Source organism: Micromonospora sp. H61 (assembly GCF_018070325.1).
Classification (GTDB): Bacteria; Actinomycetota; Actinomycetes; order Mycobacteriales; family Micromonosporaceae; genus Micromonospora; species Micromonospora salmantinae.
The window spans coordinates 1-13,226 of sequence record NZ_JAGPXY010000110.1 but is presented as its reverse complement, the minus strand read 5'-3'; the positions used below and the strand labels follow the sequence as shown (position 1 = coordinate 13,226).

Here is a 13,226-nt window from a genome sequence, read left to right as displayed (position 1 = left end):
ACGCCGACACCAAGCAGACCGACACCCTGCGCGCCGACATCGTCCGCACCGTCGACGACGGCCGCGCCGTGGTCGCCAACATCGCCGGCACCAGCACCGACACCGACGGCGTCACCCACTCCTACGAGGGCGGGCACTACATCAGCGTCGTCGGCTACCGCGACAACGGCAACACCGTCAAGATCGCCGACTCCGCCGATGCGAACACCGCCTCCTACTGGATCAGCACCGAACACCTCGCGGACTGGATCGCCACCCGCGGCTACGCCACCAGCTGACCACACACACCCAGCACACACCGAAGGGCCGGACCCCCACCAGGGTCCGGCCCTTCGTGCACGCCCAGGTCAGTGCTCGTTGCCCGCCCGCACCGACTCCACACCGGGCGCAACCGCAGCCGACTGACCACCGGAAGCCACCTGGGCCGTCTCCACGCCGGAAGGCACCTCGGTCGCCGTCATGTCAGCGGCGCCGTCGGCCGACGTGACGCGGTGCGCGCGGCGGCGCAGCCACCAGGTGCTGCCGAGCCCGGCGAGCACCGCGAGGACCAACCCGGCCCAGGAGATGTCCTTCAGCCAGTGTTCGGCCGCCCGGCCGACGGAGTAGAGCAGGTACGTCGTGCCGAAGGCCCAGACCAACCCGCCGGCCGCGTTCGCCACCAGGAAGCGGCGGTACGGCACGTGCAGCGCCCCGGCGAGCGGCCCGGCCAGGATCCGCAGCAGTGCCACGAACCGACCGAAGAAGACCGCCCAGACGCCGTGCCGCGCGAAGCTCTGTTCGGCGCGGGCGAGCTGTGCCGGGCCGAGGTGCTTGGGGAACCGTCTGCCCAGCCGGGCGAGCAGCGGACGACCGCCGCGTCGGCCAATCGCGTACCCGACGGAGTCGCCGACGATGGCGCCGAACGCCGCCGCGCTGGCCACCCACTCCGGCTCGACCACTCCGGTGGCGGCGAGCAGGGCGGAGCTGACCAGGACGATCTCGCCGGGCAGCGGGACGCCCATGCTCTCCACGCCGATCACGCCGGCGACGAGCAGGTAGACCACGCCCGGAGGCAGTGCCGAGAGCCAGTGCTGAACGTCGATCACTCGGCACCCCTTCCGAATCGGCCCCGACCCTACCCCGCCGACCCGACGGCGCGGCGTGGTCGTGGGTCACCCGACCCGTGACGCCGGGTTGCGCATATAGCAAGACGGACGTACGGTTTTGTTGGAAGCGGAATCGGGCGGTAAGTGTCACCTAACCTCGGCGGCACCCCGACCGGTGCGACAGACTGCTCAGGACTACTCACGGTCGCTGGTGTGAAGGAGTACGACGTGGCGAGCCTCGACACCTTCGGTGCGAAGACCCAGCTACGCGTCGGAGACGCGAGCTACGAGATTTTCAAGATCGACAAGGTGGACGGCCACGCGCGGTTGCCGTACAGCCTGAAGATCCTGCTGGAGAACCTGCTGCGGACAGAGGACGGCGCGAACATCACCGCCGACCACATCCGCCAGCTCGGCGGGTGGGACTCCACCGCCGCCCCGAGCGTGGAGATCCAGTTCACCCCGGCGCGGGTCCTGATGCAGGACTTCACCGGCGTGCCCTGCGTGGTCGACCTGGCCACCATGCGCGAGGCAGTGCGTGACCTGGGCGGCGACGCCAGCAAGGTCAACCCCCTCGCCCCGGCCGAGTTGGTCATCGACCACTCGGTCATCGCCGACCTGTTCGGCCGCGAGGACGCGTTCGCCCGCAACGTCGAGCTGGAGTACGAGCGCAACAAGGAGCGCTACCAGTTCCTGCGCTGGGGTCAGTCCGCGTTCAACGAGTTCAAGGTCGTCCCGCCGGGCACCGGCATCGTGCACCAGGTCAACATCGAGTACCTGGCCCGCACCATCATGGAGCGGGGCGGCCAGGCGTACCCGGACACGGTGGTCGGCACCGACTCGCACACCACCATGGTCAACGGCCTGGGCGTGCTGGGCTGGGGCGTCGGCGGCATCGAGGCCGAGGCCGCGATGCTCGGCCAGCCGGTCAGCATGCTGATCCCCCGGGTGGTGGGCTTCAAGCTCTCCGGTGAGATGCCGGCCGGCACGACCGCCACCGACCTGGTGCTGACCATCACCGAGATGCTGCGCAAGCACGGTGTGGTCGGCAAGTTCGTCGAGTTCTACGGCCCCGGCGTGGGCGCCGTGCCGCTGGCCAACCGGGCCACCATCGGCAACATGTCCCCGGAGTACGGCTCCACCGTGGCGATCTTCCCGATCGACGCGGAGACGATCCGCTACCTGGAGCTGACCGGCCGCGACGCGGCGCAGGTCGCGCTCGTCGAGGCGTACGCCAAGGAGCAGGGCCTCTGGCACGACCCGGACGCCGAGCCGGACTACTCCGAGCGCCTGGAGCTGGACCTCGGCTCCATCGAGCCGTCGCTCGCCGGCCCGAAGCGCCCGCAGGACCGGGTGCCGCTGGGTGCCGCGAAGACGTTGTTCCGCTCCGCGTTGACCGACTACGTGGCCGACGACTCCGTCGGTGAGCGCGACCTCAAGCCGGGTGTCCCCCGCGAGGAGCTGCCGCGTGGCGCCAACGGCCCGGCCGACGAGGCCAGCGCCGAGTCCTTCCCGGCCAGCGACCCGCCGGCCAACGAGTTCAGCGACCCGGCCGACGAGCCTCGTGACCTGGAGACCGCTGCGGTCGGCGCGGGTGGCCGGGCCAGCAACCCGGTTCGGGTCACCGGCGCGGACGGCGTCGAGTACGAGCTGGACCACGGCGCCGTGGTGATCGCCGCGATCACCTCCTGCACCAACACGTCCAACCCGCAGGTGATGATCGGTGCCGCGCTGCTGGCCCGCAACGCCGTGGAGAAGGGCCTGACCCGCAAGCCGTGGGTGAAGACCACCCTGGCGCCCGGGTCGAAGGTCGTCATGGACTACTACGAGCGGGCCGGCCTCACCCCGTACCTGAACAAGCTCGGCTTCAACCTGGTCGGCTACGGCTGCACCACCTGCATCGGCAACTCGGGCCCGCTGCCCGAGGAGGTGTCCGCCGCGGTCAACGAGCACGACCTGTCGGTGGTCTCGGTGCTCTCCGGCAACCGGAACTTCGAGGGCCGGATCAACCCGGACGTCAAGATGAACTACCTGGCGTCGCCGCCGCTGGTGGTCGCCTACGCCCTGGCCGGCACCATGGACATCGACCTGGCCAACGAGCCGATCGGTGAGGACACCGAGGGCAACCCGGTCTACCTGCGCGAGATCTGGCCGAACAGCGCCGAGATCCAGGACGTCATCGCCCAGGCGATCGGCGCCACCGGTTTCAGCGCCGCGTACGCCGACGTCTTCGCCGGCGACGAGCGGTGGCAGTCGCTGCCGACCCCGACCGGCGACACCTTCGCCTGGGAGAACGACTCCACCTACGTGCGCAAGCCCCCGTACTTCGAGGGCATGCAGCAGGAGCCGAGCCCGGTCGTCGACATCTCCGCTGCCCGGGTGCTGGCCAAGCTGGGTGACTCGGTGACCACCGACCACATCTCGCCGGCCGGCGCGATCAAGGCGGACTCCCCGGCCGGCTCGTACCTGGCCGAGCACGGCGTGCCGCGCCACGAGTTCAACTCGTACGGTTCCCGCCGGGGTAACCACGAGGTGATGATCCGGGGCACCTTCGCCAACATCCGGCTGCGCAACCAGCTGGTGCCCGGGGTGGAGGGCGGCTTCACCGTCAACCACCTCACCGGCGAGCAGACCTCGATCTACGACGCCTCGGTGGCCTACCAGGAGGCCGGCATCCCGCTGGTCGTGCTGGCGGGCAAGGAGTACGGCTCGGGCTCGTCGCGGGACTGGGCGGCCAAGGGCACCATGCTGCTGGGCGTCCGGGCGGTCATCGCCGAGTCGTACGAGCGGATCCACCGCTCGAACCTCATCGGGATGGGCGTGCTGCCGCTGCAGTTCCCGGTGGACGTCACCGCCGAGTCGCTCGGCCTGACCGGCACCGAGACGTTCACCATCACCGGGGTGACCGCCCTGAACGACGGTGAGACCCCGCGCACCGTGCAGGTCAGCACCGACACCGGCGTGGAGTTCGACGCCGTGGTGCGGATCGACACCCCCGGTGAGGCGGACTACTACCGGCACGGCGGCATCCTGCAGTACGTGCTGCGCCGCATGATCGCCGACTGACGTACCGACGTCCGGCGAAAGGGCCGCTTTCCGCGCTTGCGGGGGGCGGCCCTTTCGTTTCTCCTCGCTCTCGACTCGGCAGTGGCCTCCATCGGCCCGGTCGTGGCGCCGGGCCGCACGGGTTGTCGCCGCCTTCGGTGGGCAGCCGGGCCCGCCGCCCGGTTCAGGTTGCGTCCTTTGCTCTGCACCCGCCCGCGCACCACGAACGGCCCGTAACTGGCGCGTGGGCGGGTGCAGAGCAAAGGACACGAGGAGCACCTGCACCGCCGGGCCGGATGGTGCGAGGGGCGGGTCAGCAGCGCACGCCCCAGCTCAGCGCAGCCGCAGTGCGACCGCCCGTGCTTCCTCGTCGGTGAGGGGCAGGAACCAGAGGAAACGGCGGACGATGGCGACCGGGTCGGGTCCGCCGGGCTGGCCGCGCAGGTCGCGGATCGCCCGGCGGGTGATCCGGGAGAACTCGGGGATCAGTGTCGCGCGACGGGCCGCGTCCGTCGGGGTCGCTCGCAGCACCGGGCAGGGCCAGTCCCTACCGCAGGCGTCGCACGTCCACAGCGGGCCGTCGGCGGTGTGCGCGACCGGCGGGTCGCACCGGGACCGCCAGCGTGATTCGGGTACGACGTTCTCCGCGCGACCGGGACCACGGTGCGGCGGGTGCCGTGGCCCGGTCGGGCCGGCGACGTTCGCACGGGGCGAGGCCGGTTGCCCCGGTCGATTGCCCGGCCGATGTGGGCGGTTGCAGGACCTGTCGTCGGCCATCCGGTGCTCCCTCTTCGATGCTGTCTACACAGCACCCTGCCGAGGGTTGCCAAGCGATCACACCGCGTAGAAGTATTTCCTTCCGACGTCTGGAACGTTCTGGAGGGTCTGGGGATGAATCGAGCAGTACAGGCGGCGATGGCCGAGAGGGGCCACACAGCGGACAGTCTCGCTGCGCAGATTGGTGTCGATCCGAAGACGGCCGCCAAGTGGGCGAGCACGGGACGAATTCCGCAGACGCGTCACCGCGCGCGGGTCGCCGAGCTGCTCGGCCGGAACGTCGACGAGCTGTGGCCGGACGCGCTGAAGCGCCGGACGCCGGCCTGGTTCCGGCCCTGGGCCGAGATCGAGCGCGAGGCACTGTCGCTGCGGTGGTTCGAGCTCGCGTGGATACCGGGCCTCTTTCAGACCAAGGCGTACGCGCTGGCGACGCTTGTCGGTGAGGCGCTGACACCGGCCGAGGCCGACAACCTCGCCGAGGCGCGGCTGGGCCGGCAGGCCATCCTGCGCCGGGAACGCCCGCCGCTGCTCGTCGCGGTCCTCGACGAGGGAGTCCTGCGGCGCACCCTCGACGGCGACCGGGCCATGATGCGGGAGCAGTGCGAGCGGCTGGCCGAGCAGGCCACGCTGCCGAACGTGTCACTGTTCGTCGTGCCCACCGACGTCGGCATGTATCCAGGCCTCGGTGGGCCGTTCACAGTGGCCGAGATGCCGGACGGGGCCCGGGTCGCGCACGTCGACAGCCAGGCGCAGGCGCAACTCATCGACAGGGTTGCCGACGTTGCTACGCTCGATCGACGGTGGGAACGAATTCGCGACGGCGCCCTGTCGCGGGCACAGTCCCTCAATCTCATCAGGGAAGCGGCGGCATCATGGACCTGACCGGCGCTCGGTGGCGCAAGAGCAGCAAGAGCGGCAACAACGGCGGAAACTGCGTCGAGGTGGCCGATAACCTCGCGGGCGTCATCGGCGTACGTGACTCGAAGGACCCGGCCGGTCCGGCGCTCGCCTTCGACCCGGCGGCCTGGACCCGGTTCCTGGTGTTGGCCAAGCGCGGCTGACCCCCCACTGCCCTACCGGGCGAGTTCGTCGGCCCGGTCGAGCAGCGCACGACGCTCGGCGGTTGAGCCCACAGCTGCCGCCGCCTCCCGGAAGAGTCCTGCCGCACGCCGCCGGTCGCCCTGCCGGGCCACCAGGTCGGCCTGCACCGCCACGGCGAGCGGATAGCCGTCCAGCCCGCCGCCGGCGCGCGCCGCGTTGAGCACTACCAACCCGGCGGCCGGCCCGTACGCGTACCCGTGTGCGACCGCACGGTTGAGCGCGATCACCGGCGAGGGGCGGAGGTCGGCGAGCGCGTCGTAGGCCCCCGCGATCGTCGACCAGTCGGTGTCGTCGGCCGAGGCCGCGGTGGCGTGACAGGCGGCGATCCTGGCCTGCCACGCGTACGGCCCGTCGTGGCGTACCCGATCGAGGGCGACCAGGGCCTCGGCGATGGCGGCACGGTCCCACCTGTCGCGGTCCTGCCGCTCCAGGGTGAGCAGGTTGCCGTCGGCGTCGCGGCGGGCGTCCCGACGGGAGTGTTGGAACAGGCACAGCGCCAGCAACGCCGCGACCTCGGACTGGTCGGGCATCAGCCGGTCGAGCAGTCGGACCAGCCGGACCGCCTCGTCGGCGAAAGCCGGCTCGCCGTCGGCGACGTAGCCCCGGGTGAACAGCAGGTACAGCACGGCGAGGACGCCGGGCAGCCGCTCGGTCAGCGCCGGCCCGCTCGGCACCCGGTACGGGATGCCGGCCTGGGTGATGCGGGTGCGCGCCCGGGTCAACCGGCGGGTCATCGTCGACTCGCTGACCAGCAGCAGGCGCGCGATGTCGGCGGTCGGCACACCGCAGACCGTTCGCAGCGTCAACGCCACCCGGGCCTCGATCGCGAGCGCCGGATGGCAGCAGGTGAAGATGAGACGCAGCCGGTCGTCCACCACGTCCTGCCCCGCCTCGGGCTCGGGCTGCGCCTCGTCTCGCGTGAGCAACGCCAGGTCGTGCAGCTTGAGCCGCTCCACTGTGGCCCGACGCAGCACGTCGATCGCCCGGTTGCGCGCCACCGTCATGAGCCAGCCGCCCGGGTTGGCCGGCACACCGTCGGTGGGCCAACGCTCCAGCGCGACGGTCAACGACTCCTGGGCGCAGTCCTCGGCCAACGCCCAGTCCCCGGTCACCCGGATCAGGGTCGCGACGATCCGGGGGTACGCCTCGACGCTGGCGGCCGCGACGGCCTCCGCCGCCGCCGCGCCGGCCGGTGCCGGGTTGCGCACCGGCCGGCGCTGCGGGGTGGACAACCTCGTCAGTCGGACAGGTCCGCGAACGGACGCAGTTCCAGTCGTCCTACGCGGGCCATCGGGTGGGTGCGGGCCACCTCGATCGCCTCGTCCAGGTCGGCGCAGTCGAGCAGGTCGAAGCCCACGATCACCTCGGCGGTCTCCGCGAACGGCCCCTCGGACACGAGCAGCTCACCGTCGCGAACACGGACGGTGGTGGCCGCGCTGGGCGACGCGAAGACGTTGCCGGTCAGGCGGCGGCCCCGAGAGTCGTTCTCCGCCACCCACTTCTCGATGTCGGGTAGCTCGGTGGGGTCGGTGTCCGGCTCGGTGTCGCTGCAAACGAACATCATGTACTTCATCTGGTCGCTCCCTGGTGTCTCGGGGTGTCGCCAGCATGACGATCGGCGGGCGGCGTTCCGGACACCCTCCCCCGAAAAACTCTGGTCAGTCTCCGCTGGCGGCGCGGCGGCGGGCCTCGCGGGTCTTCATTGCGTGCTCCATCAGCGTGACGAGCACCTCCTTGCTGGACTCACGCTGCCGGGCGTCGCAGAGCAGGACCGGCACACCCGGGTCCAGGTTCAGCGCGGCCTGCACCTCGTCGAGTCGGTACTTCCGGGCGTCCTGGAAGCAGTTCACCGCCACCACGAAGGGTGTGCCCCGACCCTCGAAGTAGTCGATCGAGGGGAAGCAGTCGGCGAGCCGGCGGGTGTCGGCCAGCACCACAGCGCCGATCGCCCCCAACGCCAGCTCGTCCCAGACGAACCAGAACCGGTCCTGCCCCGGCGTGCCGAACAGGTACAGCACCAGGTCGTCGCTGATGGTGATCCGGCCGAAGTCCATGGCCACGGTGGTGGTGGTCTTGCCCTCCACCCCGGACAGGTCGTCGATGCCGACCCCCGTCTCCGTCAGCACCTCCTCGGTGCGCAACGGCCGGGTTTCGCTGACCGCGCCAACCATTGTCGTCTTGCCCACGCCGAAGCCGCCCGCGACCAGGATCTTGATCGCGGTGGGCAGTGGCGTCGCTCCCGCCGGCCGGTCAGAGTGCCCGTAGTCCATTGATTACCGCCTCGAAGATGCTGTTGTCGGGAAGACCGGCCGTGGTCTGCGGCTCGCGGACCTGCACCAGGCTGCGGGCCGCCAGATCACCGAGGAGCACCCGGATGGTGCCCACCGGCAGGTCGAGATGGGCGGCGATCTCGGCGACGGACTGTATGCGTTGGCACAGCCCGACGATCGCCAAATGCTCGGGACCGAGACCGACCTCGGGCGTGACCTCGGCTCGGGTGGCCGTGACCAGGGAGATCAGGTCGAATGTGCCGGTGACCGGGCGGGCCCGACCACGCGTCATCGCGTACGGACGCACCACCGGACCCGCGTGGTCATCCACCCACTGATGGTCTGCGGACTCCCCCTGGACCGTCATCGCCGCTACCTCTCGCCGACCTGCTGATCGGTGCCGCGCGACGGCGACGCGACGTACTTGCCGACGCGGGTGACCAGCATCGCCATCTCGTAGGCGATCAGGCCGACGTCGGCGTCCTCGCTGGCGAGTACGGCCAGGCAGGCGTTGCGGCCGGCCGCGGTGACGAACAGGAACGACGACTGCATCTCGATGATGGTCTGCTGCACCTGTCCACCACCGAAGCGCTTGCCGGCGCCTCGGGCGAGGCTCTGGATGCCGGCCGCCATCGCTGCGAGGTGCTCGCCGTCGTCCCGGCTCAACCCCTGGGAGGAGGCCATCAAGAGGCCGTCGGTGGAGAGCGCGACCGCGTGTTCGGCCTGCTTCACCCGGCCCACCAGGTCATCCAGCAACCACGTCAGGTCGGCGCTCGAAGCCGTCTTCTGGGTCACTTCGTCGTCCTCTTCTCGCCCGGCTGTGCGCCGTTGTTCGTCTGGGGCTCGACCGTCACACCGCGCGGCAACCCGCGTCGTCGGTGCTCGGTCAGGTCGCTTGTGGATCCTCGTCGGTCGGCTCGGACGGCGTCGCCGCCGGGGCGCCGGAGGCGCCGCCGAGCAGCCGAGCCGCGTCGGTCCGCCCACGCCGGGTGCCGGTCTGGTAGGAGCTCATCATCCGGCGAACCTGCTCCGGTGGGCGCACCACATCCTCGTCGTCGGTTTCGGACACCGCCGGGTCGTCTCGCAACTCGGGAACGATGTTCGCCTGTCGGACCCGGACGGGCAGGCCGGAGTCGGTCCGCTCCGCCTCGGCGCGGGCGGGCGCCGGGCCACCGTCGCCGGCCGGGGCCGGCTCTCCGTCGGGGGTCTCCGGGCGGGTGCGGTCGACGGCGGGCAGGCCGGTGGGCACGGTCGGGGCTTCCAGGGCTGGTTGAGCCGGCCCGCGCCGGGCGCGGGTGGGCAGGTCGGGGGTGCCGGTTGCCGGGGTGGTCCGCTGTCGGGTGGGGAGAACGGTGTCCGCCTCGACCTCCTCGTCCGTCGCCGGCGCTGTGGTGTCGGCCGGCATCGGCGCCACCGAGGTCACCGCCGCCTCCGAAGCGGTGGTCGTCGGTGTGGCGAGCGCGACCGGTGTGAGGGTCGCCGGACGGCCGCTGTCCTTCGCGGGCGCCGACGGCATCGCGATGGCCGAGCCGGTCCGGAACGAGCCGGAGTCCTCCGGGGAGGCGCCGGCCTCGGTGACCAGCTCCAGCGGGATCAGCACGACCGCTGTGGTGCCGCCGTACGCGGATTCCTTGAGCCGTACCCGCACGCCGTGCCGTTCGGTCAGCCGGCTCACCACGTAGAGCCCGAGGCGGGCGGCGTTGGCGAGGTTCAGCTCGGACTGGTCGACGATCCGGTGGTTCGCCGCGGCCAGGTCCTCCTCGCTCATGCCGAGGCCCCGGTCCTCGATCTCGATGGCGAAGCCGTTGGAGACCAGTTGGCCGCGGACCTCGACTGTCGTGTGTGGCGGGGAGAACGACAGGCCGTTCTCGATCAGCTCGGCGAGCAGGTGGATGACGTCGCCGACCGCGCGGCCGGCGAGCGAGACCGGCCCGAGCGGAAGCACGTTGACCCGGGTGTAGTCCTCCACCTCGGCCACGGCGCCGCGTACCACGTCGACCACCGGGACGTTGCGCCGCCAGGCCCGACCGGGGGTGGAGCCGGAGAGCACGATCAGGTTTTCCGCGTTGCGCCGCATCCGGGTGGCCAGGTGGTCGACCCGGAACAGGTCCTCCAGTTCCTCCGCGTCGTGCTCGCGGCGCTCCATCGCGTCGAGCAGGGTGAGCTGGCGGTGGACGAGTGCCTGCGTGCGTCGGGCCAGGCTCAGGAAGACCTCGCGGACGTTGCGACGCAGGTCGGCCTGCTCGACGGCGGTGCGCAGCGCGGTCTCCTGGACCGCGTTGAACGCCTTGCCGACCTGGCCGATCTCGTCGGTGCCGAACTCCAGCGGGGGTGCCTCGGTGGCGACATCGACCTCCTCGCCTCGGCCGAGCCGCTCGACCACGCGGGGCAGCCGCTCGTCGGCGAGCTGCCAGGCGGCCTGCCGCAGCCGCTCGAGCTGGCGCATGATGGTCCGGGCCGTGGTGATGGAGACGACGACCGAGGCGATGACGGCGAGCAGGCCGAGGCCGGTGGCGAGCACCAGCCGGACGACGACCATCACGGCGACGCCGGTGGCCCGGTCCACGATGCCCTCACCGCCGGCGGTCACGACGTCGTTCACCTCGGCCAGCGCCGGCTCGACAGTGCCCCGCCACTGCTCGGCACCGACCGGCAGCTGGGTCGACGGCCGGCCCTCGCGGATGATGCTGTCCTGCACGGCGCGCAGCCGGGTGAACGCCTCACCCTCGACGAGCTGTTGGTAACGGCGCTGGTCGGCGTCGGCGAGCCGGACCCGGGTCTCCTCACCGAGGAACCGCTCCGAGCCCACCAGCGCGACGTAGCGGGCGTATTCGGCGCCGCTCATCCGACCGTTGCCGAAGAGGCCGCTGAGCAGCGCGTCCTCCTGGGAGATCAGCTCCTTCATCCGGTTGAGCTGGATCAGGGCAGCGGCCTCGCCGGCGATCTGCTTGTCGTCCAGGCTGCCCGTCACGTCGTAGATCTGGAAGATCGACTCGATAGTGTCGGTGTACGCCTCGGCGGCGGCGATCCGGTCGATCTTGCGGTCCAGCACTTCCGCGCGGGTCCGCTCCAACCCGTTGACCTGGGCGATCGTCATACCGAGCTGCGTGTCCAGTGCGGAGCTGCCGGCGACGTCGACCTGCCAGTTGCGCACCGAGGCGGCGAAGTCGGCGGCCAACTGCGCGGTCTTGCGCTGCTCGGCCTCGAGCGCCGTCCGCTGCGCGGCCTCGGGGTTGCTCAGGTACGCCTGGGTCAATCGCCGCTCCACCTGGAGCTCCTGCAAGAGCGGCTCGCTCGGCGTGTAGACCTTGCTGTTGAGCAACTGGACACCGAGCAGGTTGAACCCGTCACGCAGGGTCACCCACGCCGCGAACATCCAGAGCGCGACCAGGGAGAGCAGCAGGGCGACAACCTTGGTGCGGATACTCGTACCGCGAGAACGCATTGAACCGTCCCAGGCTGGGCGTTGACTCAGCTCATCAACGAATGATCAGAGGGGGCGACGTCCCACCACAGCGGGGCATCCGGGCTGAGGCTCTGCGTACGCTAGCAGTGTCCACACAACCCCTCAAGTTGCTGTTTTTGTTGACTGGTAACCGCAATCCACCACCGATCGGTCCACGCCCGAGGCACGAACGCCGGCCAGTCGGCAGGCGGCGAGCACAGTGGCGCGAACGATGACGGTCGGACAGTACAGCTCCTTGCCGTACCACAGTGGAGGGTGCTCCCGGTCGGCGGATTCGTGCAGGTAGGCGTGCCCACGCGCCACGGCGTCGTCGACCCGTGGCACCGTCGTCGGCACCGTCAGCAGCACCTGGAGGGCGTACGCGGTCTCCTCGGCGGTGCCGTCCCACCGCCCCCACGAACCGTCCGCGCGCTGGCTGCTCAGCACCCAACCGGCCGCCCGATCCACCGCCTCGGCGGCGGCCGCGCCCCGCCCGAACTCGGCCAGTGCCAGCACGCAGCAGGCGGTGGCGTAGTACGGCGAGGCGTGCCACCGGTCCTGCCAGGCGCCGTCAGCGCGCTGATGCCCGGTCAGCACCGCGCTCAGCCGGTCGACCGCCCGGTGATAGCGCCCGTCCGCGTCCGGGTGCCGGATCAGGTGCTGACCGAAGGCGTCCAGCACGTGGGCGTTTGTGGTGACCGAGAAGCCGTCCTCCCCCGGCCAGGTGCAGAAACCGTCAGTCGTCTCGTACGCCCACAGGCTGGCCGGGTCCGCCGGACGGTCGAGCCGGGCCAACGCGTCGAGGGACACCGATGTGGTGTCGGCGTCGGTCGGCAGTCCGTCGCCGGTGGCGATTCCCTGGCCGGTGGTGGCAGCGGTCAGGCTCTCCAGGACGGAGGCCGGCGGGTTGACAGCGATCCCGGCGCGACGCAGGCCGCTCAGCACCCAGGCCCGCTCGAAGACGGTGATCGGTGCCGGGCAGGGTACCGGGCCGTCTCCGTCGCGGATCAACGCCAGCAGGAAGGCGTGCGCGGTGGGGCCGGCGGCCGGGCCGGCCGCGGTCAGCCAGGCCGCGGTCGCGGCGGGTGAGGCGCCCACCGCGGTGAGCGTGGGGCCGGCGTCGGTGGGTGTCGCGTCCAGGATCTCGTAGAAGTGGGCCAGCTTCGGTGGCAGCGTCGCTCCGGCGGCCACAGCGGACCGCACCGCGCGCAGCCGGTCCCGCTTGAGCCCGGTGGGCAGCGGCAACGGCGGGCGGGGCAGTTGGGCGGCGGTGGCCCGCTCCAGCCCGGCGAGCCGGTCGTTGATCGTGTCGACCAGCGCCGGACCGATGAGGTCCAGCGCGGGGGTGTCCGGCAGAGTCCGGGCGTCGGTGGGGAGCAGCGTGCCGACGAGCGCGCCGAGCCCACGGGCCACCGGGGCGAGCAGTTCCGTCCCGGCCCTGCCGTCGGCCAGTGCCGCGAGCAGCGCGTCGGTGGCGCTCAGCGTCGGCACCAGGGCGTACCG

General features: G+C 71.3%; 13 protein-coding genes. 4 read left to right on the top strand and 9 right to left on the bottom strand.

The genetic code is table 11. The annotated features are described in order from the left end of the window. Positions 1-278 (top strand): C39 family peptidase (locus KBX08_RS30845; RefSeq protein ID WP_210787220.1); only part of this gene is annotated, 278 nt, incomplete at its 5' end. Between the two features lie 69 nt (positions 279-347). Here KBX08_RS30845 and KBX08_RS30840 read toward each other — a convergent pair. Continuing rightward, a complete protein-coding gene (locus KBX08_RS30840; protein ID WP_307850699.1) occupies positions 348-1,085 on the bottom strand; it encodes a DedA family protein in 738 nt (245 codons plus the stop codon). Positions 1,086-1,298: 213 nt separating this feature from the next. Between KBX08_RS30840 and KBX08_RS30835 the strand changes: the two genes are divergently transcribed. Next, on the top strand, positions 1,299-4,151 hold the full coding sequence (locus KBX08_RS30835) for an aconitate hydratase (RefSeq protein ID WP_210787218.1): 2,853 nt from the start codon (positions 1,299-1,301) through the stop codon (positions 4,149-4,151). Between the two features lie 312 nt (positions 4,152-4,463). Here KBX08_RS30835 and KBX08_RS34175 read toward each other — a convergent pair whose 3' ends face one another. Further along, on the bottom strand, positions 4,464-4,907 hold the full coding sequence (locus KBX08_RS34175) for a hypothetical protein (RefSeq protein WP_247670354.1): 444 nt from the start codon (positions 4,905-4,907) through the stop codon (positions 4,464-4,466). 114 nt (positions 4,908-5,021) lie between these two features. Here KBX08_RS34175 and KBX08_RS30825 point away from each other — a divergent pair, with 114 nt between their 5' ends. Both KBX08_RS30825 and KBX08_RS30820 read left to right on the top strand, forming a co-directional pair. Next, positions 5,022-5,789 (top strand): DUF5753 domain-containing protein, encoded by a 768-nt coding sequence (locus tag KBX08_RS30825; protein WP_210787216.1) that lies wholly within the window; start codon positions 5,022-5,024, stop codon positions 5,787-5,789. Beyond that, positions 5,780-5,968, top strand: a complete 189-nt coding sequence (locus KBX08_RS30820; protein ID WP_210787215.1) for a DUF397 domain-containing protein — start codon at positions 5,780-5,782, stop codon at positions 5,966-5,968. The genes KBX08_RS30825 and KBX08_RS30820 overlap by 10 nt, the downstream gene beginning before the upstream one ends. 12 nt (positions 5,969-5,980) lie before the next feature. Here KBX08_RS30820 and KBX08_RS30815 read toward each other — a convergent pair whose 3' ends face one another. From KBX08_RS30815 to KBX08_RS30785, 7 genes are all read right to left on the bottom strand, one after another. Next, on the bottom strand, positions 5,981-7,240 hold the full coding sequence (locus KBX08_RS30815) for an RNA polymerase sigma factor (protein WP_282102948.1): 1,260 nt from the start codon (positions 7,238-7,240) through the stop codon (positions 5,981-5,983). 5 nt (positions 7,241-7,245) lie between these two features. Beyond that, on the bottom strand, positions 7,246-7,581 hold the full coding sequence (locus KBX08_RS30810) for a YciI family protein (protein ID WP_210787214.1): 336 nt from the start codon (positions 7,579-7,581) through the stop codon (positions 7,246-7,248). Positions 7,582-7,666: 85 nt separating this feature from the next. Further along, positions 7,667-8,278 carry an ATP/GTP-binding protein gene (locus KBX08_RS30805; protein ID WP_112588672.1) on the bottom strand — a complete coding sequence of 204 codons (612 nt, stop codon included), beginning with the start codon at positions 8,276-8,278 and terminating at the stop codon, positions 7,667-7,669. Next, the gene (locus KBX08_RS30800; protein ID WP_203125011.1) at positions 8,259-8,645 is read right to left on the bottom strand and encodes a DUF742 domain-containing protein; all 387 of its coding nucleotides are present in this window, start codon (positions 8,643-8,645) and stop codon (positions 8,259-8,261) included. The genes KBX08_RS30805 and KBX08_RS30800 overlap by 20 nt, the downstream gene beginning before the upstream one ends. 5 nt (positions 8,646-8,650) lie before the next feature. Next, complete coding sequence (locus tag KBX08_RS30795) at positions 8,651-9,073, bottom strand: roadblock/LC7 domain-containing protein (RefSeq protein ID WP_091403761.1); 423 nt, start codon at positions 9,071-9,073, stop codon at positions 8,651-8,653. A gap of 91 nt (positions 9,074-9,164) precedes the next feature. After that, the gene (locus KBX08_RS30790) at positions 9,165-11,723 is read right to left on the bottom strand and encodes a nitrate- and nitrite sensing domain-containing protein (RefSeq protein WP_210787213.1); all 2,559 of its coding nucleotides are present in this window, start codon (positions 11,721-11,723) and stop codon (positions 9,165-9,167) included. 123 nt (positions 11,724-11,846) lie between these two features. After that, on the bottom strand, positions 11,847-13,226 hold a 1,380-nt coding region (locus KBX08_RS30785; protein ID WP_210787211.1), incomplete at its 5' end, for a prenyltransferase/squalene oxidase repeat-containing protein.

Excerpts from the sequence above, each read along its gene's own strand:
- KBX08_RS34175 (WP_247670354.1), bottom strand. The coding sequence starts at position 4,907 with ATGGCCGACGACAGGTCCTGCAACCGCCCACATCGGCCGGGCAATCGA.
- KBX08_RS30825 (WP_210787216.1), top strand. The coding sequence starts at position 5,022 with ATGAATCGAGCAGTACAGGCGGCGATGGCCGAGAGGGGCCACACAGCG.
- KBX08_RS30820 (WP_210787215.1), top strand. The coding sequence starts at position 5,780 with ATGGACCTGACCGGCGCTCGGTGGCGCAAGAGCAGCAAGAGCGGCAAC.
- KBX08_RS30810 (WP_210787214.1), bottom strand. The coding sequence starts at position 7,581 with ATGAAGTACATGATGTTCGTTTGCAGCGACACCGAGCCGGACACCGAC.
- KBX08_RS30805 (WP_112588672.1), bottom strand. The coding sequence starts at position 8,278 with ATGGACTACGGGCACTCTGACCGGCCGGCGGGAGCGACGCCACTGCCC.
- KBX08_RS30800 (WP_203125011.1), bottom strand. The coding sequence starts at position 8,645 with ATGACGGTCCAGGGGGAGTCCGCAGACCATCAGTGGGTGGATGACCAC.
- KBX08_RS30790 (WP_210787213.1), bottom strand. The coding sequence starts at position 11,723 with ATGCGTTCTCGCGGTACGAGTATCCGCACCAAGGTTGTCGCCCTGCTG.